The sequence below is a fragment of the Massilia sp. TS11 genome, assembly GCF_022012445.1.
In the GTDB taxonomy this organism is placed as follows: domain Bacteria; phylum Pseudomonadota; class Gammaproteobacteria; order Burkholderiales; family Burkholderiaceae_D; genus Telluria.
Genome location: NZ_JAKLTS010000001.1, coordinates 211,191 through 235,265, shown reverse-complemented (window position 1 = coordinate 235,265; position 24,075 = coordinate 211,191). Strand labels below are relative to the sequence as shown.

Annotated in this window: 23 protein-coding genes; 10 read left to right on the top strand and 13 right to left on the bottom strand. The window is 66.8% G+C overall.

The genetic code is table 11. From position 1 onward, the window contains the following. The first annotated feature begins 14 nt into the window (after window positions 1-14). Complete coding sequence (locus tag LZ005_RS01060; RefSeq protein WP_237803634.1) at window positions 15-776, top strand: PhzF family phenazine biosynthesis protein; 762 nt, start codon at window positions 15-17, stop codon at window positions 774-776. Here LZ005_RS01060 and LZ005_RS01055 read toward each other — a convergent pair. From LZ005_RS01055 to LZ005_RS01040, 4 genes are all read right to left on the bottom strand, one after another. Further along, window positions 773-2,077 (bottom strand): ATP-binding protein, encoded by a 1,305-nt coding sequence (locus LZ005_RS01055; RefSeq protein WP_237803633.1) that lies wholly within the window; start codon window positions 2,075-2,077, stop codon window positions 773-775. The genes LZ005_RS01060 and LZ005_RS01055 overlap by 4 nt on opposite strands. Next, on the bottom strand, window positions 2,077-2,733 hold the full coding sequence (locus tag LZ005_RS01050; RefSeq protein WP_237803632.1) for a response regulator: 657 nt from the start codon (window positions 2,731-2,733) through the stop codon (window positions 2,077-2,079). The genes LZ005_RS01055 and LZ005_RS01050 overlap by 1 nt, the downstream gene beginning before the upstream one ends. 2 nt (window positions 2,734-2,735) lie before the next feature. Further along, a complete protein-coding gene (locus LZ005_RS01045) occupies window positions 2,736-4,226 on the bottom strand; it encodes a DegQ family serine endoprotease (RefSeq protein WP_237803631.1) in 1,491 nt (496 codons plus the stop codon). A 136-nt stretch (window positions 4,227-4,362) separates the two neighbouring features. Then, window positions 4,363-4,815, bottom strand: a complete 453-nt coding sequence (locus LZ005_RS01040) for an Hsp20 family protein (RefSeq protein ID WP_237803630.1) — start codon at window positions 4,813-4,815, stop codon at window positions 4,363-4,365. Between the two features lie 142 nt (window positions 4,816-4,957). On the opposite strand from LZ005_RS01040, the gene LZ005_RS01035 reads away from it, so the two are divergent. Next, window positions 4,958-6,844 carry a M61 family metallopeptidase gene (locus LZ005_RS01035; protein ID WP_237803629.1) on the top strand — a complete coding sequence of 629 codons (1,887 nt, stop codon included), beginning with the start codon at window positions 4,958-4,960 and terminating at the stop codon, window positions 6,842-6,844. A 31-nt stretch (window positions 6,845-6,875) separates the two neighbouring features. On the opposite strand, the gene LZ005_RS01030 is transcribed toward LZ005_RS01035, so the two are convergent. Then, a complete protein-coding gene (locus tag LZ005_RS01030) occupies window positions 6,876-8,357 on the bottom strand; it encodes a DNA polymerase Y family protein (RefSeq protein ID WP_237803628.1) in 1,482 nt (493 codons plus the stop codon). Further along, window positions 8,287-9,006, bottom strand: a complete 720-nt coding sequence (gene imuA / locus LZ005_RS01025; RefSeq protein ID WP_237803627.1) for a translesion DNA synthesis-associated protein ImuA — start codon at window positions 9,004-9,006, stop codon at window positions 8,287-8,289. Before imuA ends, LZ005_RS01030 begins: the two co-directional genes overlap by 71 nt. A 126-nt stretch (window positions 9,007-9,132) precedes the next feature. Between imuA and acpA the strand changes: the two genes are divergently transcribed. Both acpA and LZ005_RS01015 read left to right on the top strand, forming a co-directional pair. Continuing rightward, window positions 9,133-10,611 (top strand): acid phosphatase, encoded by a 1,479-nt coding sequence (acpA, locus tag LZ005_RS01020; protein ID WP_237803626.1) that lies wholly within the window; start codon window positions 9,133-9,135, stop codon window positions 10,609-10,611. Between the two features lie 108 nt (window positions 10,612-10,719). Further along, window positions 10,720-11,199 carry a PRC-barrel domain-containing protein gene (locus LZ005_RS01015; RefSeq protein WP_237803625.1) on the top strand — a complete coding sequence of 160 codons (480 nt, stop codon included), beginning with the start codon at window positions 10,720-10,722 and terminating at the stop codon, window positions 11,197-11,199. Window positions 11,200-11,218: 19 nt separating this feature from the next. Here LZ005_RS01015 and hrpA read toward each other — a convergent pair whose 3' ends face one another. Then, a complete protein-coding gene (gene hrpA, locus LZ005_RS01010) occupies window positions 11,219-15,172 on the bottom strand; it encodes an ATP-dependent RNA helicase HrpA (protein ID WP_237803624.1) in 3,954 nt (1,317 codons plus the stop codon). A gap of 54 nt (window positions 15,173-15,226) precedes the next feature. Between hrpA and argA the strand changes: the two genes are divergently transcribed. Both argA and LZ005_RS01000 read left to right on the top strand, forming a co-directional pair. Beyond that, window positions 15,227-16,537 (top strand): amino-acid N-acetyltransferase, encoded by a 1,311-nt coding sequence (gene argA / locus LZ005_RS01005; protein ID WP_237803623.1) that lies wholly within the window; start codon window positions 15,227-15,229, stop codon window positions 16,535-16,537. A gap of 31 nt (window positions 16,538-16,568) precedes the next feature. Next, window positions 16,569-16,844 carry an oxidative damage protection protein gene (locus tag LZ005_RS01000; protein ID WP_237803622.1) on the top strand — a complete coding sequence of 92 codons (276 nt, stop codon included), beginning with the start codon at window positions 16,569-16,571 and terminating at the stop codon, window positions 16,842-16,844. Here the strand turns inward: LZ005_RS01000 and LZ005_RS00995 are convergent. Genes LZ005_RS00995 through rpiA form a run of 3 tightly spaced genes read right to left on the bottom strand, consistent with a single transcriptional unit; the run spans window position 16,820 to window position 19,197 of the window. Continuing rightward, window positions 16,820-18,157 (bottom strand): hypothetical protein, encoded by a 1,338-nt coding sequence (locus tag LZ005_RS00995; RefSeq protein WP_237803621.1) that lies wholly within the window; start codon window positions 18,155-18,157, stop codon window positions 16,820-16,822. The two genes, LZ005_RS01000 and LZ005_RS00995, sit on opposite strands and share 25 nt — an antisense overlap. Continuing rightward, a complete protein-coding gene (locus tag LZ005_RS00990) occupies window positions 18,154-18,501 on the bottom strand; it encodes a hypothetical protein (RefSeq protein ID WP_237803620.1) in 348 nt (115 codons plus the stop codon). Before LZ005_RS00990 ends, LZ005_RS00995 begins: the two co-directional genes overlap by 4 nt. Window positions 18,502-18,516: 15 nt before the next feature. Beyond that, window positions 18,517-19,197: a ribose-5-phosphate isomerase RpiA gene (gene rpiA, locus LZ005_RS00985; RefSeq protein WP_237803619.1), complete on the bottom strand. Its 681-nt coding sequence runs from the start codon at window positions 19,195-19,197 to the stop codon at window positions 18,517-18,519. Window positions 19,198-19,293: 96 nt separating this feature from the next. Between rpiA and LZ005_RS00980 the strand changes: the two genes are divergently transcribed. From LZ005_RS00980 to LZ005_RS00970, 3 genes are read left to right on the top strand one after another with little or no spacing between them, the layout of a single operon-like run. After that, window positions 19,294-19,662, top strand: a complete 369-nt coding sequence (locus LZ005_RS00980; RefSeq protein WP_237803618.1) for a response regulator — start codon at window positions 19,294-19,296, stop codon at window positions 19,660-19,662. Window position 19,663: 1 nt separating this feature from the next. Continuing rightward, entirely contained in the window at window positions 19,664-20,281 is a 618-nt protein-coding gene (locus LZ005_RS00975) for a chemotaxis protein CheX (protein ID WP_237803617.1), read from the top strand. Continuing rightward, complete coding sequence (locus LZ005_RS00970; protein ID WP_237803616.1) at window positions 20,281-21,231, top strand: GGDEF domain-containing protein; 951 nt, start codon at window positions 20,281-20,283, stop codon at window positions 21,229-21,231. The genes LZ005_RS00975 and LZ005_RS00970 overlap by 1 nt, the downstream gene beginning before the upstream one ends. Here LZ005_RS00970 and LZ005_RS00965 read toward each other — a convergent pair whose 3' ends face one another. Then, window positions 21,232-21,741 (bottom strand): hypothetical protein, encoded by a 510-nt coding sequence (locus LZ005_RS00965; protein WP_237803615.1) that lies wholly within the window; start codon window positions 21,739-21,741, stop codon window positions 21,232-21,234. A gap of 12 nt (window positions 21,742-21,753) precedes the next feature. Beyond that, window positions 21,754-22,218: an Lrp/AsnC family transcriptional regulator gene (locus tag LZ005_RS00960; protein WP_237803614.1), complete on the bottom strand. Its 465-nt coding sequence runs from the start codon at window positions 22,216-22,218 to the stop codon at window positions 21,754-21,756. Window positions 22,219-22,568: 350 nt separating this feature from the next. Here LZ005_RS00960 and LZ005_RS00955 point away from each other — a divergent pair, with 350 nt between their 5' ends. Beyond that, window positions 22,569-23,318 carry a DNA-binding response regulator gene (locus tag LZ005_RS00955; RefSeq protein WP_237803613.1) on the top strand — a complete coding sequence of 250 codons (750 nt, stop codon included), beginning with the start codon at window positions 22,569-22,571 and terminating at the stop codon, window positions 23,316-23,318. Window positions 23,319-23,455: 137 nt separating this feature from the next. Here LZ005_RS00955 and eda read toward each other — a convergent pair whose 3' ends face one another. Next, window positions 23,456-24,070, bottom strand: coding sequence for a bifunctional 4-hydroxy-2-oxoglutarate aldolase/2-dehydro-3-deoxy-phosphogluconate aldolase (gene eda / locus LZ005_RS00950; RefSeq protein WP_237803612.1), 615 nt, complete (start codon window positions 24,068-24,070; stop codon window positions 23,456-23,458). Window positions 24,071-24,075 lie beyond the last annotated feature (5 nt).

Here is a 24,075-nt window from a genome sequence, read left to right as displayed (position 1 = left end):
GGATATACAGTATAATGCAAATTCACGCCCTGAATTGTTTTGGCGCGGGACCGGGCCGCGGCAACCTCGCCTACGTGATCGAAGACGGTCCGGACACGGCCGCCGCGCGCCAGGCCTTTGCCGCCGCCCAGCCGGCCAGCGCCTGCGCCTTCGTGCGCCCGCTGGCCGATGATGCGGTCGAGGTCGATTACGTGTATCCGCATGCGCGCAGCCCGCTGTGCCTGCATGCGAGCCTGGCCGTGGCGCACCTGCTGCTGGCGCGCCAGCCGCGCCTGCGCCTGCGCACGGCCATGCACGGGCAGTGGCTGGAGGCGCAGCGCGCGGGCGACGATGTGCTGCTCGGCCTGGCGCCCCAGCCGGTGACCCAGCCGCCCCTGCCCGACCTGGCCGCCCTGCTGGGCGCCCCCGGCTTGGCGCCAGTCAGCCCCGCGGCCGTGGCCTCGGTCGGCAGCCCCAAGCTGCTGGTCGAGCTGGCCTCGCCGGCGGCCCTGCAGGCGCTACGGCCCGATTTGGCCGCGATTCTCGACTGGGGCCGGTCGGCCGCCGTGAATGGCATCTATGCCTGGTGCCGCCAGGCCGACGGCAGCCTGGCCGGGCGCAATTTCAACCACCGCGACCCGGCCCGCGAAGACCTTGCCACCGGGGTCGCGGCCGGCGCCCTGGCCGTGCATCTGGGACAGGCGGTGCTGCTGTATCAGGGCGGCGGCCAGTGCCGCCTGCGCGCGCACGCTGCGCACGGCCAGATCTGGGTCGGCGGGCGCGCCGAGCCGGCCTAGGCCTGGAAGTCGAGCCGCACGCGCAGCCCGCCCAGACGCTCCGAGCGTTCGAGCTGGATGCTGGCGCCGTGGCGCTCGGCGATCGATTTGATGATCGCCAGGCCCAGGCCGCTGCCATTGGCCTCGCTGCCGGCAATTCGGTAGAAGCGGTCGAACACGCGCTCGCGTTCCTCGTCGGCGATGCCGGGGCCGCTGTCCTCGACCAGCAGCTGGCGCCCGCAGATGCTGACGTCGACTGTGCCGCCGCTGGGCGTGTACTTGATCGCATTGTCGAGCAGATTGCGCAGCAGGATGTGCAGGGCGTCGGCCTGGCCTTCGACGCAGGTGGCGTCGGCGCGGGCCAGGCCAAGGTCGATGGCGCGCGCCTGGGCGGCCGGTACCAGCTCGGCCACGACGCGGCGCGCCAGTTCGGCCAGATTGACGGGTTCGCTGCGCGTGCCCACGCCAGGGGCGGCTTCCTGACGTGCCAGCACGAGCAGCTGTTCGACGAGGCGGGTGGCGCGTTCGATGCCGGCGCTCAGCCTTTCCACGGCCAGGCCGCGCGCACCGGGCTGATCGGCCCGCTCCAGGCTCTGCACCTGCAGCTTGAGCGCGGCCAGCGGCGTGCGCAGCTCGTGGGCGGCGTCGGCGACGAAATGCTGCTGCGCGGCGAAGGCCGTCTGCACACGCGTGAACAGCAGATTGAGTTCCTGCACGAGCGGCTTGACCTCGTCCGGCAGGCCGGCTTCCGACACCGGCGACAGGTCGTCGGCGCGGCGCGCGGCCAGCTGGGCGCGCACGCGCGCGACCGGGCGCAGGGAACCGCTGACGACCAGCCACACGGCCAGCATCAGCAGCGGCGCCATCAGGGCGGTCGGCCAGACCGTGCGCAGCGCCAGACTGGAGGCCATATTGCGGCGCACCGCCATGTCCTGGGCCACCTGGATGGTCTGGGCATTGTTCTGGGCCGAAAAGATGCGGTAGGTGGTGCCGTTCGCCATCACGTTCGAAAAGCCGAGCACGGCGCGCTGGGGCAGGCCGATGGCGGCCGTGGTGCGGTAGATCTGGACGCCGTCCGGGGTCCAGACCTGGAACACCAGATCGCTGGCCTCGGCCTGCTCGGGCGCCTCATTGCCGTCGACATTCGTCAGCGGCGCGCCGGAACGCAGGGCCAGGGCCATCTGCTGCATGTGGTAATCGAAAATGCGGTCGGCGTCGCGCAGGGCGGCGCGGTAGGCGATCGCCGTCTGCACGATCGCCGACAGGGAAATGGCCGCCAGCAGGAACCACAGCAGGCGGGTGCGCAGGGAATGCGTGACCATCACTTGGGAACCATATAGCCGACCCCGCGCACGTTGTGGATCAGCTCGCTGCCGAGCTTCTTGCGCAGGCCGTGGATATACACTTCGACGGCGTTACTGCTGACTTCGTCGCGCCAGCTGTAGAGCTTTTCCTCGAGCTGGGCGCGCGAGAGCACGGCGCCGGGACGGGCGATCAGGGCTTCGAGCACGGCCCATTCGCGCGCCGACAGGGCCACCGGCTTGCCCTCGACCAGGACTTCGCGCGTGGCCGGATTGATCGCCACCTTGCCATGTTCAAACACCGGTTCGGCGCGCCCGGCGGCGCGCCGCAGCAGCGCGCGGATGCGTGCCAGCAGCTCCTCGAGCTCGTAGGGTTTGACCACATAATCGTCGGCGCCGGCATCGAGCCCGGCCACGCGCTGGGCCACGGCGTCGCGCGCGGTGGCCACCAGCACCGGGGTGCGGTCCTTGCGCGCACGCAGGGCGCGCAGCACGTCGAGCCCGTCCTTGCGCGGCAGGCCCAGATCGAGCAGGACCAGGTCATAGGTCTGGGTCTGCAGGGCCGTGTCGGCCATGGCCCCGTCCTTGACCCAGTCGACCGCGTAGTGCTCGGCGCGCAGGAGGTCGAGCACGACCTCCCCGATCATGGTGTCATCTTCGACGAGCAGCAGGCGCATGCTTAGCCGACGCGGACCGGGATGAAGATGCGGTCGTTGCCGCGCTGGATCAGCAGCGCCACCGACTTGGCCGACTTGGCCACGATCTCACGCACCTGCTCGACCGAGGTGACCGGCTTGCCGTTGACGGCCAGCAGCACATCGCCCGGCTGCACGCCGGCCTCGGCCGCGGAACCGCCCACATCTTCGATCACCAGGCCGCTCTGGATGCCCGACTGGCGCTTCTCGATCGGTTCGAGCGGACGCAGGGACAGGCCAATGCGCCCGCCCTCGTCGCCGCCATTGCGCTCACCGCGCTCATTGACGGCCAGCTTGTCGTTCATGTCGCCGAGCTTGGCCGTGAGCTGCACGGTCTTGCCTTCACGCCAGACCTCGAGCGTGACCTTCTCGCCCGGGCGCATCAGGCTGATCATGGCCGGCAGGTCGCCCGAGGCGACGATGGCCTGGCCATTGACCTTGCGGATCACATCGCCCGACTTGATGCCGGCCTTGTCGGCCGGGCCGCCCTTCTCGACGCTGGTGATCAGCGCGCCTTCGGGCGTGTCGAGCTTGAAGGAATCGGCGAAGCCCTGATTGACTTCCTGGATGTTCACGCCGAGCTTGGCATGCTGGGCCTTGCCGGTGGCGACGATCTGTTCCTTGATCTTGGTGGCCACATCGATCGGCACGGCAAACGACAGGCCCTGATAGCCGCCGGTCTGGCTGTAGATCTGCGAGTTGATGCCGACCACTTCGCCGCGCGTATTGAACAGCGGGCCGCCCGAGTTGCCGGGGTTCACCGCCACGTCGGTCTGGATGTAGGGCACGCCGGTGGTGTCGTCGCCGAGCGAGCGGCCCTTGGCCGAGACCACGCCGGCCGTGACCGTGCTTTCCAGGCCGAACGGCGAACCGATGGCCAGCACCCATTCGCCGACTTTCAGCTCGCTCGAGCGGCCGAGCGGCACGGTCGGCAGATTCTTGGCATCGATTTTGAGCACGGCCACATCGGTACGCGAATCGGAGCCGAGCACCTTGGCGCGGAATTCGCGCCGGTCGGTCAGCTTGACCGTGACTTCCTTGGCGTCGCGCACGACGTGGGCATTGGTCAGGATCAGGCCGTCGGACTGGATGATGAAACCGGAACCGGCGCCGCGCACGGGCACATCGCGCTGGCCGCGCGGGTTCTGGAAACGGCGGAAAAATTCGAAGAAAGGATCGTCGCCGAAGGGATCGCGCTGGGCACGTTCGTCGACGCGGGTGCTGCCGAACACGCGGATATTCACCACGGCCGGGCCCATCTTGGCGGCGATCTGGGTGAAGTCGGGCAAGGTCACGACGGTGTTGGCGCCGACCGGGGCGGCGACGGCGGCGGCCAGGGCCGGCAGCGGGCTGGCCGACTGGGCGACGGCATCATGGTGGTTGACCGTGATGGCGCCGACGGCCCCGCCGATGACACCGGCGGCAATCAAGGCCATCGTCAAACGTTTTCCAGTGATCACACCTTGGTTGTGCATAAGGTACTCCTGACGTGGAAGGGGTTGTCGATGGCAGCATCATGCCTGAGCAAGCTTAGACTGGGCTTAATGCTGCCGAGCCTGCCTAAAATGCAGAAAGGCCGGGCGAACCCGGCCTGCGCAGACAGTGGAAAAATCAGGCGGCTTTGTCGAGCACTTCGAGGGCCGGGGACTGGCCGTCGATCAGGATCTTACGCGCTTTCAGGGCTTCCGGAATCTCACGCACGAGTTCGATCGTGAGCATACCGTTGTCGAAGCTGGCCGAGACCACTTTCACATGGTTGGCGAGCTGGAAGCGCTGCTCGAAATCGCGCGCGGCGATGCCACGGTGCAGGAAGGTCTTTTCGCTCGTGTCCTTCTGCTTACGGCCGACGATGACGAGCGAGTCGCGCTCGCTGGTGATGTCGAGTTCATCGCGGCTGAAACCGGCCAGGGCCATGACGATGCGGTATTTGTCTTCGCCCACCAGTTCGATGTTGTACGGCGGGTAGCTCGGGGCCGCGTCGGCGCGCTGGGTTTCCAGCAGCTGGGCCAGACGGTCAAAGCCAATGGCGGTGCGGTAGAGCGGGGAGAAATCGAAAGTACGCATGGTCGTCATCCTTGTCAAATTAAGCGATTGTCGTCTCCGGACCTCAACAGCGAGCATCCGGTGCTCCCTATCTAGGGCCCGCCCACGCCGGCTTCAAGGGTGGCTGCAAAAAAATTTTTTGCCCGTGCTACACTGCCCGCCCATGAAAACCCGACTGCTCGCCCTGGCCCTTGCGGCCGCCTTCCTCGCCCCGGCCCAGGCCGAGGTGCCCGTTCCCAAAGACCAGGCCTATCCGGGCACCCTGCGTCTCGAGGTCGATGCCACCAATGTGGGGCAGCAGATCTTCCAGATGCGGATGACGCTGCCGGTCAAGCCCGGCCCGCTGACCCTGCTGTACCCGCAGTGGCTGCCGGCCAACCACGGGCCGAATAATGCGCTCAATCTGCTGGCCGGCCTGGTGATCCGCGCCAATGGCAAGCCGCTCGAGTGGAAGCGCGACCCTGTGCACGTGCACGCCTTCCACCTGAACGTGCCGGCCGGGGTCAGCCAGATCGAGGCCGTCTACCAGTTCCTGTCCCCGCTCGAGCCGGGCCAGGGCCGCATCACGATGACGCCCGAGATGCTCGGCATCCAGTGGCCGGCCGTGACCCTGTATCCGGCTGGCTATGTGGCGCGGCGCGTGCCGGTCCAGGCCAGCGTGCGCCTGCCGGCCGGCTGGCAGTTCGGCACGGCCCTGGAAACCGAGGCCAGCGAAGGCGATCTGGTGCGCTTCAAGCCGACCGATCTGGAAACCCTGATCGACTCGCCGATGTTTGCCGGCCGCTACTTCAAGCGCATCGCGCTGAGCCCGGCCGACGCCAAGGCCCCCGTGCACCTGAACCTGGTGGCCGACACGGCCGAGGCCCTGGACGCCAAGCCCGAGCAGATCGCCCTGCACCAGGCCCTGGTGACGCAGGCGGCCAAGCTGTTCCAGTCGGTCCATTACCGCCACTACGATTTCCTGCTCGCCCTGTCCGATGAATTCGGCGGCATCGGGCGCGAACACCACGAGTCGAGCGAGAACGGGGTCAAGCCCGACTACTTCAGCGACTGGGCCAAGACCGAAGCCGGGCGCGCCCTGCTGCCGCACGAGTACACGCACTCGTGGAATGGCAAGTTCCGCCGTCCGGCCGGGCAGAAGGTCCCGAACTTCAACACCCCGCTCGACAATGAACTGCTGTGGGTGTACGAGGGCCAGACCCAGTTCTGGGGCAATGTGCTGGCCGCCCGCTCGGGCCTGATGTCGGCCAGCGCCGTGCGCGACACGATTGCCGCCACCGCCGCCCGGCTCGACAGCGTGCAGGGGCGCCAGTGGCGCGCGCTGCAGGACACGGTGAACGACCCGATCATCAATGCGCGCCGGGCCCAGCCCTGGAACAACTGGCAGCGCGCCGAGGACTACTACCAGGAAGGCATGCTGATCTGGCTGGACGTCGACAGCAAGCTGCGCGAACTGTCGCAGGACCAGCGTTCGATCGATGATTTCGCGCGCGCCTTCTTCGGCATCCGCGACGGCGACATGCTGCCGGCCTACTACCGCTTCGAGGATGTGGTGGCCACGCTGAACCAGATTGCCGCCTACGACTGGGCGCCCTTCCTGCGCGCCCGCCTCGACGGGCACGGCCCCGGCGCCCCGCTCGACGGCCTGGCGCGGCTCGGCTGGAAGCTCGTGTACAGCGAGACGCCGACGCCCTTCCTCAAGCAGAGCGAAGAGCGCGCCAAATCGGCCAGCTTTACCTATTCGCTCGGCTTTTCCGTCAGCGCCAGCGGCAATATCGAAGGCCTGGTCTGGGACGGGGTCGGCTACCGCGCCGGCCTGGCCGCCAATACCAGCCTGGTGGCCGTGAACAACCGCGCCTACAAGCCCGAGCTGCTGAAGGCGGCGATCACGGCGGCCAAGGACGGCAAGACCCCGATCAGCCTGCTGGTGAAGAAGGGCAATGTGTACCGCACGATCACGCTCGACTACCACGGCGGCCTGCGCTATCCGCGCCTGGAGCGCATCGAAGGCAGCCCCGACCGCCTGAGCGCCCTGCTCAGCCCGCGTTAAGCCCATGCTGGGCGGCGGCCCGCGCCGCCGCTCAGGCAAACAGGCCGTGCAGAAACCAGCGCGGCGCCGCCAGGCCATCGGCCGCGGCGATGCGTTCGCGGTAAATCCAGTACAAGGCATGATCGTCTCCGCGCGCGACGAAATAGTCGCGCGTCTGGGTGCCATTCCACCAGCCGGCCTCGATGCGTTCCGGCGCCGACACCAATTGCAGCGGTGATCCATAAAACGGCCGGTGCCCGCGCAGCAGCAGGGCCACGGGCTGGGCCAGCAGCCAGACCGGGCGCGGCAAGGCGCGCGCCGGCGGCGGCAGCCCGGCCGCGGCCGTGCGCGCGCTGGCGCCGCTACCCAGCGGCACCCAGGCATTGGCCAGCTCGGGCCGGTAATCGGCCTGGGGCAGCGGCTGCAGCACCTGGTCCTCGCCCAGGCGCGCGGCCAGCAGCTCGAACAGCTGGCGCTGATCCTCGGGACTGCCGCCCGGCTCGGGAAACAGCAGCCCGCTCGGCAGCACGGCCGCCTGCACGCGCGGCGCCTCCAGACACAGGGCGATGACGGGCGCATCCAGGCGCTGGCGCCCGAGCTTTTCTTTCAGCAGACGCAGCAGATGCTCCTCGTGCCAGGTCGGCTCGGCCAGGGCCACCTCGAGCAGCGTGGGCGGGCAGGCCGTGCGCCCGCGCTCGTGCTCGAGCGCCAGGCGCACGCCGAGCACGGCCAGCTGGCGCGCGCACAGCCAGCCGCACAGCTGCTGCAGCAGGTGGGCGGCGCCGGCCAGCAGCAGCTCGGCCTGCTCGATGCGGTCGAACAGCTCGAGGCGGGCGCGGAAACTGGCCGGCGGCACGATCCAGGTGAACAGCTCGGGCGCCAGGCCATAGGCGCAGTCGAGCATGTCGAGCAGGGCCGGGCCGGCGCGCCGCTGCAGGCCGGCGCGCGGCAGGCGGCGCAGCTGGCCCAGGCTGTGGCAGCCGATCCCCTCGAGCCAAAGCAGCTGGGGACGCGCGGGCGGCAGCGCCCCGCTTGGCAGAGCGTCGAGCCGGCGCGCCAGGCTGGGCAGGCGCAGCACGCGCGCGCCGCCGCAGCGCGCCAGCAGCCAGGCCCCGCGCGCCGTCGGGGCGCAGGCCAGGGCCGCGCGCAGGCCGAGCGCGGCCAGGCTGGCGCGCACGCGCCGGCACAGCGCGCGCACACCGCCGAACAGGCGCAGACTGGCGCCGACATCGAGCAGCAGACTGGCGTCCTCGGCCGCCGTGACCAGGGGCGTGTACTGCAGCAGGGCCAGGGCCACGGCCTCCAGGGCCGCCGCCTCGCGCCCCGGATCGCGCTCGACCACGCGCGCCTGCGGCAGCAGCATCAGGGCCCCGCCCTGGCGCATGCCGGGCCGGATGCCGGCCGCGGCCGCCATGGGCGAGCAGGCCAGCACGCGCCCCTGCTCGAGCACCACGCAGCCGGTGTCATCCGACCAGAGCGGGCTGAAGACGTCGAGCGGGAGCTGCGACAGGTAGAGGCCGATCCAGAGGCGCATGATGGGGCAGGCGGCGTTGCAGCGCCGGCAGTTCGAGGGGCAGGAACAGCGGCGCCTCGCGCCGCGGCCCGCGCCGTTTGATGAAATCGATCGTCAGGCCGCCGGCGGCCGGATGCAGGCCCAGGCGCAGCGGCGCGGGCGAGGCATCGGGCGCATGCGCCAGCGGGCGCAGCAGGAAGAACAGGGTCTCGCCCGACTGGGCCGCCAGATGCAGGCGGCGCAGGGCATCGGCGCGCACCGTGGTTTGCCAGAACAGCAGGGCGCCACAGCTGCCGCTGCGCAGGATTTGTTCGGCCGCCCACAAGGCGTCGCCGCTGCGCGCCGGGCGCACCCAGGCCAGCTGCTCGGGCCCGAGGCCGAGCGCGGCCAGGCCCAGGGCCTGGGGCGCATGGGGCGGCTGCAGCAGCACCACGCGGCGCCCGGCCACGGCACGCAGAGCCGGGCGCAGCAGGCGCATTTCGCCGATGCCATGCTGCTGCAGCAGCAGATCGAGCAGGCAGCCGGTGGGCCAGCCCCCGCCCGGCAGCTGGGCCGACAGCACCGGATAGCCGGTGTCGACGCAGTGGGCCTGGCTGCGCGCCAGTTGCGAGGCCAGCCACAATGCCGGATGCACGGCCTCCGGCGTGGCCAGGCTGGATGAAATGGACATGATAGAGAACGAAAAGTACTGTATTTTTATACAGTATAACGCAGTCGGGCGGCTTGGCAAGCACTGGTTCCAATCGTGCGTGCGCGGTAGTATGCGAAGCTGTTGACAACCCCTTCCGAGGCCCCGATGTTCCCTTCCCGTCTTGCCCTGGCCGTGCTGGCCGCCGTAGCCGGCCCCGCGGCCCAGGCCGCCGTTCCCGCCGGCCTCGATCAGATCCAGACCGTGGTCGTGCTGTATGGCGAAAACCGCAGCTTCAATAATCTGTACGGCCTGTTCCCGGGCGCGAATGGCATCGCCCAGGCGCTCCAGCACTACCAGCCGCAGCGCGACCGCGACGGCAGCGTGCTGGCCAGCCTGCCCCCGGTCTGGCGCGACAGCAGCGAGAAGGACGCCCAGGGCAAGCCGCTGAAAGGGGCCGACCCGCGCTACCCGAGCGCGCTGCCGAATGCGCCGTTCCGCATCGACGCCGCCCCGATCCAGCAGGGCCTGGCCGTCAAGACGCGCGACCTGACCCACCGCTTCTACCAGAACCAGATGCAGATCAATGGCGGGCGCAACGACATGTTCGTGGCCTGGACCGATGCCGGCGCCCTGACCATGGGCCATTACGACGGCGCCGTGCTGCCACTGTGGCAGATCGCGCGCGAATACACGCTGGCCGACAATTTCTTCATGGCGGCCTTCGGCGGTTCCTTCCTCAACCACATGTGGCTGGCCTGCGCCTGCACGCCCCACTATCCGGGCGTGCCCGAGAAGCTCAAGGCGCGCCTCGACGAACGCGGCCAGCTGATGCTGCGCCCCGGTTCGCCCGCGCGCGCCAGCGAAGGCCCTCCCCAGTTCTACGACGGCAGCTATTCGCCGGACGGCTATGCGATCAATACCGCCCAGTCGAGCTACCAGCCGAGCGGGATTGCCCCGGCCGCGGGCGGCGACCCGCTGCGCGCCAACCCGGCCGAGACGCCCCTGCCCCCGCTCGAGGACAAGACCATCGGCGACGCCCTGAGCGAGAAGCAGGTGAGCTGGGCCTGGTACGCGGGCGGCTACCAGGCGGCCCTGCAGGACCGGCGCAATATCTATGGCGGCGAGGTGAATTTCCAGCCCCACCACCAGCCCTACAACTACTTCCGCCGCTACGCCCCGGGCAGCGCCGAACGCGCCGCCCACCTGAAGGATGGCAGCGACTTCCTCGCGGCCATCCAGAGCGGCAGCCTGCCCCAGGTCAGTTTTTACAAGCCGCACGGCCCCCTCAATGAGCACCCCGGCTATGCAAGCGTGCTCGACGGTGACCGCCACCTGGCCGACCTGGTGCGCGCGCTGCAGGCCTCGCCCCAGTGGCCGCACATGGCGATCATCATCACCTACGACGAGAACGGCGGCCTGTGGGACCACGTGGCCCCGCCCCAGGGCGACCGCTGGGGACCGGGCAGCCGGATTCCGGCGATTATCGTCTCGCCGTTTGCCAAGCGCGGCTTCGTCGACCACACCAGCTATGACACCACCTCGATCCTGCAGTTCCTGAGCAAGCGCTTCGGACTCACGCCCCTGCCCGGCATCCGCCAGCAGATGGGCGATCTGACGAACGCGTTCGACTTCTCCAAGCGTTGAAAGTTGCGTGGCGCGTTTGAGGCAGATCAAACGCGCCATAGCTCAAGTGCCTACGCTGGTCAATCGAGCCAGTCAACGGACGGCTTGATACGAGACAAGGAGAACACCATGAGCTATGCGGATCGCGACACCTATGGCATTTACAAATCCAGCACCCAGCAAGGCCCCGGCCCGTCCCTGATGGGGGCCGACACCCTGATCGGCAACGACGTCGTCAATCACGAGGAAGAAGATCTCGGGGACATCAAGGAAATCATGCTCGACATGCGCAGCGGCCAGGTGGCCTATGCCGTGCTGTCTTTCGGTGGCTTCCTCGGCATCGGCGAGAAGCTGTTCGCCGTGCCCTGGCAGGCCCTGCAGCTGGACACGGTGAACAAGCGCTTCGTCCTGAATGTCGACAAGGACCGCCTGAAAACGGCCCCGGGCTTCGACCCCGATGCCTGGCCCGACATGACCGACGTTTCCTGGATCAATGAGGTGCACAGCTTCTACGGCATTGCCCCTTACACCGAGCACGATCTGTCCGTGCCCGGCGCCATGAGCGGCGCCAGCACCAGCGGCATGGACCAGGTGCGGCCCAAGCACTGAGCGGCCCGTCCATGCGGCCTTAGCGCTGCATGGACTCCCACACTTTTTGCAGGCGCTTGGCGGACACCGGCATCGGCGTACGCAGCTCCTGTGCAAACAGCGACACGCGCAATTCCTCGAGCAGCCAGCGGAATTCCTGCATGCGCGGGTCGCTGTTCTGGCCGCGGCTGGCGCGCTGCCAGGGCGTGGCCGCCTGCTGCCATTCGGCCATCAGGCGCGCATCGCGGGCCGGGTCGGCGCGCAGCTTCTCCAGGCGCACGTTCATGGCCTTCAGATAGCGCGGATAATGGGCGAGCTGGCTGTAGTCGGTCTCGGCCACAAAGCGTTTGTGGACCAGGGCCTGCAGCTGGGCCTGCATATCGCTGGCCACGGCCGGCGCCACACCCTGCAATTTTTTCGGGAGGCCATGAAACTCCGCCAGCACCTGGGACAAGAGCCGCGCCAGCTCATTCACCAGCAGGCCCAGACGTGACTTGCCTGCGTCCTTGCGCTGATTGAAGCTGTCGGCGTCATTCGGCAAGGGGTCCTGCAGGCAGGCCAGGTCGATCGCCTTGGCGATGATCTGATCGCGCAATTCCTCCTGCGACCCCAGGCTCATGAACTGCATGCCCATCTGCTGCAGGCCGGGGATATTCTTTTCAATAAATTTCAGCTGATCCTTGAACTGCAGGGCAAACAAGCGGCGCAGACCGATGCGGTGGGTGCGGGCGGCCACGGCCGGATCATCGAAGACTTCGATATCGCAGTGGGTCTGCTTGTCGACCAGGGCCGGAAAACCGATGAGGCTGAGCTTGCCCTTGCTGATTTCTAGCAGCTCGGGCAGTTCGCCAAAGCTCCAGTTCGTGAGGCCCGTGTAGGCATCGGCGCCCGGCGCTGCGGCCGGGGCCGGCGCCCCGCCCTTGCCCGCCTTGCCCGCCTTGGCCGGCGTCGCGGCTGGCGCAGCAGGCTGGGCGCTGCCAGCGGCCGTGGCCTTGGCCGATCCGGCGCCGGCCAGGGCCGGCCCCTTGCCCGCGGCGGCCGCCTGTTCAATCGGCGAACTGCCTTCGGCCATGCGCTGGAAGCTCAGGCGCGCCTGCATGCCGAATTCGGCCTGCAGGGCCGGCAGATTGCGGCCCATATCGAGCTGGCGGCCGTGCTCGTCCACGATCTTGAAGTTCATGAAGTGGTGGGCCGGCAGGGTCTCGAGCTTGAAGTCCGTCGTCAGCACGGCCACCGAAGTCTGGGCGCGGATGTCGGCGATGATGGCATCGATCAGGTTGCCGCGGCCGAAGTCGTGGCGCGCCTCGATGCGCTCGCAGAAGCCGGCCGCATACTCGGGCAGCGGCACGCAATGGCGGCGCAGCTTTTGCGGCAAGGACTTGAGCAGCAGATGCACTTTCTCCTTCAGCATGCCGGGCACCAGCCACGCGCAGCGTTCGTGCGAGAGCTGATTGAGCGCGTACAGCGGCACGCTGGCGGTCACGCCATCGCGCGCGCTGCCCGGCTCGAAGTGGTAGCTGAGCGCCAGTTCCTGCCCGGCCGCCATCATGGTCTTGGGGAAGAGTTCGGTCGTCACCCCGGCCGCCTCGTGGCGCATCAGCTCATCGCGCGAGAGGAAGAGCAGCTTGGGGTTCTCGGCCGTGGCGTCCTTATGCCATTTCTCGAAGCTGGCGCCATTGATGATGTGGCTGGGCAGCAGCTTGTCGTAGAAGGCCTCGATCAGATGCTCGTCAACCAGCACGTCCTGGCGGCGCGACTTGTGTTCGAGGTTTTCGATCTCGCGCACCAGCTTGTGGTTGTGCGCGAAGAAAGGCGCGCGTGTCTCGTAGTCGCCGCCGACCAGGGCGTCGCGGATGAAAATTTCACGCGCCTCGTCGGGCTTGAACTGGCCGTAATGGATGCGGCGCTGGCTGTAGACAACGATGCCGTACAGGGTCGCGCGCTCCATGGCCGAGACCTGGGCCGGCCGTTTCTCCCAGCGCGGCTCGCCCCAGGATTTTTTCAACAAGTGGCCGGCAATCTTTTCGATCCACTCGGGCTGAATCTGGGCCACGCAGCGCGCATACAGGCGCGTCGTTTCGACCAGCTCGGCCGCCATGATCCACTTGCCCGGCTTCTTGCTGAGAAAGGCGCCGGGCCAGACATGGAATTTGATGCCGCGTGCGCCCAGATAGCCGGCGCCCGGCTCGTCCTCGCCCTTGAAGCCTATGTTGCCGAGCAAGCCGGCCAGCAGGGCCATGTGCAAATTCTCATAGGTGGCCGGGGCCGTGTTCAGATGCCAGCCCTGTTCGCGCACAATGGTCAGCAATTGCGAATGCACATCGCGCCACTCGCGCAGGCGCAACTGCGACAGGAACTGGCCGCGGCAGGTCTCGGCCAGCTGGCGGTTCGACTTCTTGTGTTCGATGGCATTCTCGAACCACTTCCACAGCTTCAGATAACCGAGGAATTCCGACTTCTCGTCCGAGAATTTCTTGTGCGCCTCGTCGGCCGCCTGCTGCGCGTCGAGCGGGCGCTCGCGCGGGTCCTGCACCGACAAGGCCGAAGCCACGATCAGCATCTCGCTCAGACAGGCATTGTCCTGGGCGGCCAGGATCATGCGGCCCACGCGCGGGTCGAGCGGCAGCTTGGCCAGCTTCTTGCCCAGCGGTGTCAGCAGCTTGGCCTCGTCGACGGCGCCGAGTTCCTGCAGCAGCTGGTAGCCGTCGGCAATCGCGCGCGCCAGCGGCGGCTCGATGAAGGGGAAGCTCTCGACATCGGTCAGATGCAGGGACTTCATGCGCAGAATCACCGCCGCCAGCGAGGAACGCAGGATCTCGGGATCGGTGAACTTCGGGCGCTGCAGGAAATCCTGCTCCTCATACAGACGGATGCAGACGCCATCGGCCACGCGGCCGCAGCGGCCGGCGCGCTGGTTGGCGGCCGACTGGGCGATCGGCTCGACCTGCAGCTGCTCGACCTTGTTGCGATAGCTGTAGCGCTTGACACGCGCGAGACCGGTGTCGACCACATAGCGAATGCCAGGCACGGTCAGCGAGGTCTCGGCCACATTGGTCGCCAGCACGATGCGGCGCGCATTGGTCGCCTTGAACACGCGGTCCTGCTCCTCGGCCGACAGGCGCGCGAACAGCGGCAGGATGTCGACATGGGGCGGATGGTGCTTGCGCAGGGCCTCGGCGCATTCGCGGATTTCGCGCTCGCCGGGTAGGAAGACCAGCACGTCGCCGCTGCCGATGCGGCACAGCTCATCGACGGCATCGACCACGCCATCGACCAGCTCGCGCTTCTCCCGCGCGCGCGCCGCCTGCGGCCGCGCCCCTTCCAGCTGAACCGGCTCGCGCTCGAGCGGACGGTAGCGCACCTCGACCGCATACAGGCGGCCTGAGACTTCGATCACCGGCACCGGCGTCTCGCCGCGCTGGAAATGGCGGGCGAAGCGCTCGGCGTCGATCGTGGCCGAGGTGATGATCAGCTTGAGGTCGGGCCGGCGCGGCAGAATCTGCTTGAGATAGCCGAGCAGGAAGTCGATGTTCAGGCTGCGCTCATGGGCCTCGTCGATGATGATCGTGTCGTAGGCGCGCAGCAGGGGATCGGTCTGGGTTTCGGCCAGCAGAATGCCGTCGGTCATCAGCTTGACCGAGGCGCCCTTGCTCAGGCTGTCGTTGAAGCGCACCTTGTAGCCGACGTGCTCGCCAAGCGGCGAGCCGAGTTCGGCCGCGATGCGCTTGGCCGTCGACGAGGCCGCGATCCGGCGCGGCTGGGTGTGGCCGATCAGGCCCTTGCTGCCGCGCCCCAGCGTCAGGCAGATTTTGGGCAGCTGGGTGGTCTTGCCCGAGCCGGTCTCGCCCGAGACGATCACGACCTGGTGGCGTTCCAGGGCCGCGGCGATTTCCTCGCGCCGGCCCGAGACCGGCAGCTCCTCGGGAAAGCGGATCGGCGGCAGCGGATTGCGGACAACAGGGGGGGCGGCAGGCTTCTTGCGGGCTTCGGACATCGTTTTTGCAGGGTTTTGGACGCGCAGGTCGAACTGCGAATTATAATGCGCGACATGGAAAACCCGACTGAATTCGTCCACTGGCTGCGCTCCGTCGCGCCCTACATCCACGCCTTCCGGGGCAAGACCTTCGTGGTGGCCTTTCCGGGCGAGCTCGTCGCGGCCGGCGCCCTGCCCGTGCTGGCCCACGATTTGTCCCTGCTGCATGCCCTGGGCATCAAGGTCGTGATCGTGCACGGCTCGCGCCCCCAGGTGGCCGAGCAGCTGGCCCTGCGCAATGTCGAGGGCCGCTTCCACAAGGGCCTGCGCATCACCGACGGCGCCGCCCTCGAATGCGCGAAAGAGGCCGCCGGCGAGCTGCGCCTCGATATCGAGGCCGCCTTCAGCCAGGGTCTGCCGAATACGCCGATGGCCCATGCGGCGATCCGTATTATTTCGGGCAATTTTGTTACGGCGCGCCCGATGGGCGTGATCGACGGCATCGACCACGAGCTGACGGGCATCGTGCGCAAGATCGACGCCGAGACCATCCATTCGATCCTGGCCACGGGCAGCCTGGTGCTGCTGTCGCCGCTGGGTTTCTCGCCGACCGGCGAGGCCTTCAATCTGCCGATGGAAGACGTGGCCCTGAAGGCCGCCACGGCCCTGCATGCGGACAAGCTGATCTTCATCACCGAAACGCCGATGATGCTCGACCAGGGCGGCGAAGACATCCGCGAGCTGTCCTCGCACCAGGCCGAGGCCGTGCTGCTGGCGAACTTCCTGCCGGCCGACGCCGCCTACTACCTCGACACCTGCGTCAAGGCCTGCAATGCCGGTGTGGCCCGTTCGCACATCGTGCCGTTTGCGATGGACGGCTCGGCCCTGCTCGAATTGTTCACGCACGATGGCGTGGGCACGATGATCTCGCACGTCAACCTCGAGAGCCTGCGCGAGGCCACGATTGAAGACGTGGGCGGCATCATCAAGCTGATCGAGCCGCTCGAGGCCGACGGCACCCTGGTCTACCGTGGCCGCGAACTCATCGAACGCGAGATTGAATACTTCTCGGTCATCGAGCACGATGGGGTGATTTTTGGCTGTGCGGCGCTCTACCCTTTCCCCGCCGAGAAAATGGCGGAAATGGCCTGCCTGACCGTGAACCCCGAGGTCCAGGGCCAGGGCGATGGCGAACGTATCCTCAAGCATCTGGAAAACCGCGCCCGTGCGCGCGGCTTCACCAAGCTATTCGTTCTGACCACGCGCACGGCCCATTGGTTCCTCAAGCGCGGCTTCCAGCACGCGACCGTCGACGCCCTGCCCAAGGACCGGCTGAAGATGTACAACTGGCAGCGCAAATCCCAGGTTCTGATTAAAACCTTATAATCGGTCTTTTCGCATTTTTGGAGTCAGCAACATGGCACGCATGGTTCATTGCATCAAACTCAACCGCGAAGCCGAAGGTCTGGATTTTCCGCCGGCCCCGGGCGAGCTGGGCAAGCGCATCTGGCAATCGGTCTCGAAAGAAGCCTGGCAGGCCTGGCTCAAGCACCAGACCATGCTGATCAACGAAAACCGTCTGAACCTGGCCGACCAGCGCGCGCGCCAGTATCTGGCCACCCAGATGGAGCGCCACTTCTTCGGCGAGGGCGCCGACCAGGCCGCCGGCTACGTGCCGCCCACCTCGGCCTGATGCCAGGACGCGTGCAGGACGCGGAACTCGGCCCCGGCCGGGTCCGCGCCCGGCGCGCAGAATACGCCGCGCAGCCGTTTCAGCGCACAGCGCGGCCCCTCCCCCTCCTCTATCATCCGGAACAAGCCGATCTGGTCGACGAACCAGGGCGCCGGATGACGATTCAATTCCTGCAGTAGCCACGGGCGCAGGCGCTCGAAAAAGCCGATCGCGCCCAGCGTCGGCCGCGCCAGCGTGGCCGTGGCCGCCACATGCTCCCAGGCCTCGCGCGCGCCCTGGTGGTCGGTGCAGCCGAGCTCGGCCTCACCAAGGCGCTCAAGCAGCCGCAGCGGATCGCCCACGCACTCGAGGTCGATGTCGAGCACGAGCACCGGCTTGCCATAGCCACTCAGAATTTCGGGCAGCACAAGGAAACGCTCGCAGGCCAGCAGGGCGCGCCGCCGCTCGTTGTCGAGCGCGGCAATCGGTCCGCGCCGGAAACTGAAAAACGAAGAACTGCAATGCCCGGCCAGCCGGCCCAGCAGCGCGCGCGGCAGTTCGGCCTCGCTGTCGGCCAGCACGTGGATGTGCACATGCAGACGCATCAGCGAGGTCACCGGAATCGAGCGCAGCAGGCGCTCGCCATAGCGCTCCAGATAGGCCGGGTCGGCCGCCACCAGCAGCACCGCTTCGCGCGCCGTGGCCGGCAAGTCGGGCATGGGCGGCGCCGGCACCGGGGCCAGGCCCTCGAGCGGGCTGAGGAACATCATCTCGCGCGCCTGCGGCCAGCGCCATTGCAGCGGGCGCAGCAGGTCCTGGGCCAGCCGCAGGCGCCCCGTGGCCAGATACAGATCAGCCTGGCGGAAGCGGAAGAACGGATAGTCGGGAAAATGCAGCTGGCCCTGCAGATAGGCGTCCTCGGCCGCGCTGAACTGGCCGAGCGCGCGCAGCGCATTGCCGAGCAGGATATACAGGGCGGGCAGCTTCAGGCTGCCGAGCAGCTCACGCGCAATGGCCAGATGCGAGGCGCTGTCGACCAGGCTGTGGGGCCCGGTACAGCCGGAGAACAGGGCCAGATTCCAGTGGTTGTTGAACTCGTGTGCGCTCTGGCTGCCGTGCTGCCACAGCACTTCGCCCAGCAGCAGGCCCCAGGCCGCCTCCCAGCGGTGGCAGTCCTGGATCAGCTGCTGGATCTCGTGTGCCAGATCGGGCGCAGGCGCGGCGCGCTGGGCGGCGGCGAAACGGGCCAGATCGTGGGCGATGGCGACATAAGCCGCCTGATCGCGCTGGGACCGGGCGGCACGGACGCGTTCGCCGAGTGCCGCCAGGCTCATGGCATGGCCGTGCACTGGCGCAGTTCGCAGCGCGCCATGAAGGTCTTGCCGTTGTCACAGCGCATGCGGTAGACCTCGACCGGGCCGGCCGGTGTGACCAGACCGGCGCCGACGCCGCCCGTGCAGCCGGCGGCCTTGCCCATCTTCTCCACCGTGACCGAGGACACGCCCGGCTGGAACGGCAGGCGCTCGATGTCGACCCCATCGATGCTGACGCGCGGCTGGCCGTCACTGTCGAGCTGGACCGGCTTGGCCTGGACCGGCGCGGGCGCCGGCGCCGTGGGCGCCATCAGATGGCAGGCGCTCAGCGCCAGTGGCAGGATCAGGACGGCAAGGCGTTGCATGGCCCCTCCTTGGGCTTAAGCGAAGCGCAGGGTTTTCACGCCTTCGGGCGTGCCGAGCAGACAGACATTGGCGCCGCGGCGCGCGAACAGGCCCGAGGCCACCACGCCGACGATATGGTCGATCTGGGTTTCCAGGCCCACCGGATCGCTGATGCGCAGACCGGCGACATCGAGGATCTCGCCGCCATTATCGGTGATCAAGGGCTGATCGCTGCCCTTCTGCAGGCGCAGACGCGGCTGGCCGCCGAGCGCGCTGAGGGCGCGCATGACCGAGGCGCGCGCCATCGGAATGACTTCGACCGGCAGCGCAAAGCTGCCAAGCACCTCAACCAGCTTGGAGCCGTCGGCGATGCAGACGAACTGGCGCGCCACCGAGGCGACGATTTTTTCGCGCGTCAGGGCCGCGCCGCCGCCCTTGATCATCGCGCCGCTGGCGTCGATCTCGTCGGCGCCGTCGATGTAGACGGCCAGGCTGTCGACCGCGTTCAGATCGAACACGCGAATGCCGTGGCTGGCCAGGCGCGCGGCCGTCGCTTCCGAGGACGCGACCGCGCCCTGGATACGGTCCTTGATCTTGGCCAGTTCATCGATGAAGAAGTTGGCGGTGGAACCCGTACCCACGCCAATAATTTCACCGTCGACCACGTAACGGATCGCCTCACGGGCGACCGCCTGTTTCAATTCATCTTGAGTCATAGCAATAGTGGGTGAATGTGCACACAATATTTTAGCGGATCAGCGTCCTAATCTATGAGAAAATGCGGTCCAAAAAGTAAGTCGGGAAGAAAAATCATGCCTGCCACAAAGAGCATCCTCGTGGTCGATGACAGCCGCGTGTCGCGCCTGTTGATTCGTCAATGTATTCTGAGCAAGTCCCCCAGCATCACGGTTGAAGAAGCCGCCAATGGCGAAGAGGCCATTCAGAAGGTCGGCGTGCGCCTGCCCGATCTGGTTTTCATGGACGTCAACATGCCCGGCATGGGCGGCCTGGCCGCGGCCGAGCAATTGCGCGCCAGCTACCCGCAGCTGCCGATCGCCATGATCACGGCCAATGTGCAGAACGCCACGCGCCAGCGTGCCACCGAGCTCGGCCTGAGCTTTGTCGAAAAGCCCATCAACGAGCAGCGCATCCACGAATTGCTCGACACCATGGAAGCCTAGCATGTTCAATCTGACCGAACTGCAGCACGACGCCCTGCTCGAAATCTTCAACATCGGGGTCGGGCATGCGGCCGCCGCGATGAGCGGCATCGTCAACGAAGAAGTGAAGATGACGGTGCCGACCATCAGCTTCCAGAACCGCGCCCAGGCCGCCGAGCTGCTGGGCCGGGGCGGCAACCAGCGTATCTGCGGGGTCAGTCAGCATTTCGAAGGCGCGTTCAAGACCGAGGCCATCCTGATGTTCCCCGAGGATAAGAGCCTGGAGATCGTGCGCCTGATGGTCGGCGAGTCGGTCGCGCTCGACGAACTGACCGAAATGGAACAGGAGGCCATGAGTGAGATCGGCAACATCATTCTCAACTCCTGCGTCGGCACCCTGGCCAATCTGTTTTCGCAGGAACTCGAAGGCTCGCTGCCGATGTACCACATCGGCACCAGCGAAGAGATTCTGACCGCCTCGGGGAGCCTGGCCGACACCGTCGTGCTGATGCTGCACATCGACTTCATCCTCGAAAAGCATGCAATCCACGGCTATGTCGCCTTCATCCTCGATGTGACGGCGCTGCAGGACCTGCGCGAGCAGGTCGACCGCTACCTCGCCAAGGTCATGGGTGGCTAATGCTGGAGAAGGCTGAACGGCTCGATCTGCTCGAAAGTGTGCTGCGCGCCATGCATCTGGGCGCCATCGTGCTCGACCAGCAACGCCGCATCGTGCTCTGGAATGCCTGGATGGCGCGCCATGCCGGCCGGCCCGAGGAGGACGTGTGCGGGCGCAGCCTGTTCGCCGTGTTCCCCGATCTGCTCGGCAAGCGCATCGACCAGGCCATCACCCAGGCCCTCGACGATGGCTTTCCCTCGGTGCTGTCGCAGACCCTGCACAAGGCGCCCTTCCCCCTGTTCGCCGACATGGCCGCCTGCCTGGCCGAGGAGCGCATGCAGCAGGCGGTTTCGGTGTCGCCCCTGAAAATGCCGAACGGCCAGCGCCACTGTCTGATCCAGATCAACGATGTGACCGTGGCCGTGAACCGCGAGAAGCTCTTGCGCGTCCAAGCTTTGGAACTGCGCTCGCAGACGTTCAGCGATGGGCTGACCGGCATTGCCAATCGCCGCCATTTCGATGTCGCGATGGAAAAAGAAGTGCGCCGCGCCAAACGCGTGAATGCGCCGATGTCGCTGATGATGATCGACATCGACTACTTCAAGGCCTACAACGACCATTACGGCCACCAGCAGGGCGATGCCTGTCTGGTCGCCGTGGCCTCGACCCTGGCCGCCATGCTGCAGCGTTCGACCGACCTCATCGCGCGCTACGGCGGCGAGGAGTTTGTCGTGATTTTGCCGGAGATGGATGCGCCGCAAGCCGCGCGTCTGGCCGAGGCCATGCGCAAGCGCATCGAAGAATTGAATCTGCCGCACGCCCAGAGCGGCGTGGCCGACCGCGTCACCGTCTCGATCGGCCTGGCCACGCAGAGCTTCACCAATCCCCTCGATGAAGCCACCCTGCTCGGCCGCGCGGACAAGGCCCTCTACCAGGCCAAGCGCGACGGCCGCAACCGCGTCGTCAACTGATCAGGAACAGGCTTTCGGATTGCCGGCCGTGATGGCGATCGTCTTGGCCTTCTTGTACTTCACCTGCACGCAGCCGGCATAGCTGGCGCTGGCGCCGTCGGTCGCGGTCGGCGCGCCGAGCAGCTTTTCCGCCTCGTCATACGGGGTACCGAGCTTCACGCCATTGCTCAGTTTGAGTTCGCTCGTCTCGCCGCGAAAGCTCGCGCACTGGGCCTCGTCGGCGAAACGGTTCTCCCAGTTCAGCACGCGGATCTGGCGCAGCGGCGCATCCTCCTTGTCGGCCACGAACAGCAGGATGCTGCTCTGACCGCGCTTGCCCGGGTCGCGGTAGCACAGGCGCACGCCGCCTTCGGAGGCGTCATTGCTTTCGAACACAGTACTGGCGCCCAGGCGCGCCTGGACGTCCTTCATCGAATGCACACCCGCGCGAAAACCGGCAAGTTCCAGATCATCGGCCAAAACACTGCCGGCGCTCAACACCAGGGCCAGGCACAGCGACACACGCTTCATTTTTTCTCCAAGTCAAGGTTCAACGGATGCGCTGCGTTTGAGGCAGCGCAATACGAACGTCGAGCGACTATGCCGCAAGTGCGGCAGCTTGTACAGTTTGCGGCGCAGGAATTCTTCATAGCCTTCCGTCCCCTGCACGGCCACCTTGATCAGGTAATCGTATTCGCCGGTCAGCAGATAGGCTTCCATCACCTCGGGCATCTGGGCCAGCGCTTCGCCGAAGCGGGCGAAGGTCTCGTCGTCGTGACGATCGAGCGTCACCTCGATCATCACGATCTCGGGCAGGCCCAGGGCCTTTTGATTGAGCAGCACCGTATAGCCCTCGATCACCCCGCTCTCTTCGAGCTGGCGCACGCGGTTCCAGCATGGCGAGGCCGACAGGCCCACGCGCTCGGCCAGATGGGCGTTGCTGATGCGCCCGTTTTCACGCAGCACGCGCAGAATTTTCCGGTCCATTTCGTCCAAATGCACGCTCATCAGAAACTCCTTCTGCATTTATTTTTTACGAAAGAAGATTATTCCATATATAAGCCAGCAACAGGAAGAAATAGAAAGCCTATTCTGTGCAGTCCGCCTTATTCTTTTTCCTACGGACACACGTTTGTCACGCCGCCACTTGACCCCCCTTCAAGTCTGGCCCCGACCACGGGCCGCGCGGCGGACCGCCCACCTCACGAGGGTGGCGCGCAGCTGTCGTCACAAGCCTGGCTTCCGTGTGTTTCCCCCTGCCGCATGCAGACGTTCATTATCTTTCTGTGGCGCGGGAGAATTCCTTTTACTGAGGAGAAATAACCAACGAGCAGTTTTGTGCGGTATAAGATTGCGTAATGATGAACAAGAACAGCAGCCAATATCACCTGCTCATCATCGAAGACGCAGCTGTCGACCGCGCGATGCTGTCGGAGATGCTGACTGCGGACGGGCACCGCATCAGCGTCGCTGAAGATGGCAGCGAGGGCTACCGTCTGGCCCTCGCTAAACTGCCCGACCTGATCATCCTCGATGTGGGCCTCCCAGGCATGCATGGCCATGCCCTGTGCCGTCGTCTCAAGGCCAACGCCCAGACGCGAGCGATCCCTATCATTTTCCTGAGTGCCGCAGACGGACCCGATGACCGGGTCACGGGGCTCCAGATTGGCGCGGTGGATTACATCACCAAGCCATTCACGCCGGCCGAAGTCTCGGCGCGTGTGCGCATCCACCTCGGCCTGATGCCGAAGCCGGCGGCTGCCACGGCGGCGCCGGACGAGCATCCGCTGGTGCTGGCCGCGAAGACCTATATTCGCGACCACATCGGCGACCTGCCGCCGCTGGCCGACATTGCGCGTGCGATCGGTACCTACCGCGAAAAGCTGTCCAAGGTATTTCGCGAGCAGACCGGGATGACGGTATTCGCCTTCATCCGCGACGAGCGCATTCAGCATGCGTGCCGGCTGCTGGGGAGTTCCGATCTCGACATTGTCGACATCGCGCTCTCGCTCAACTTCAGCAGCGCCGGCAATTTCTCGACCGCCTTCCGCCTGAAGATGGGCATGACGCCGAGCGCCTACCGCCAGCAGGAACAGTCGCGCCAATAAAAATGGGGTCAGACCCCATTTATCCACCCAGAAAAATGGGGTCTGACCCCGATTTGTTTGGCGGGCAAGGGTGCGGTTTCGTGCGACGAAAAAAAAGGCGGGGTCGCCCCCGCCTGCTGCTGTGCTGCGCGCTGCGCTCAGAGCGCGGCTGCGGCTTTGGCCAGCTCGGTGATGCGCGCCCAGTCGCCCGCTTGGATCGCGTCGCGCGGGGTCAGCCAGGAGCCGCCCACGCAGGCCACGTTCTTCAGCGCCAGGAAGGCCGGCGCCGTCTCGAGCGAAATACCGCCAGTCGGACAGAAGCTCACATCCGGCAAGGGGCCGCCAATGGCATTGAGCATGCCGACACCGCCTGCCTGCATGGCCGGGAACAGCTTCAGCTGCTGGAAGCCGGCCTCGCGCGCGGCCATCACTTCGGACGGGGTCATCACGCCGGGCAGCAGCGGCAGACCACTGCTCTTGGCGGCCGCCACCAGGGACGGGGTCAGGCCGGGCGACACGCCGAACACGGCGCCCGCATCGCGCGCGGCCGCAAACTCCTCGGGCCGGGTCAGGGTGCCGACGCCGATAATCGCGCCCGGCACGGCCGACATGGCGCGGATCGCGGCCAGGCCGTGCTGGGTGCGCAGGGTCACTTCCAGCACACGGATGCCGCCGGCGACCAGGGCCTCGGCCAGCGGTACGGCCGTGGCCGGATCGTCGATGGCAATCACCGGCATGACGCGCGCAAGGCGCATGATCTCGAGCAGGTTCATGGTTT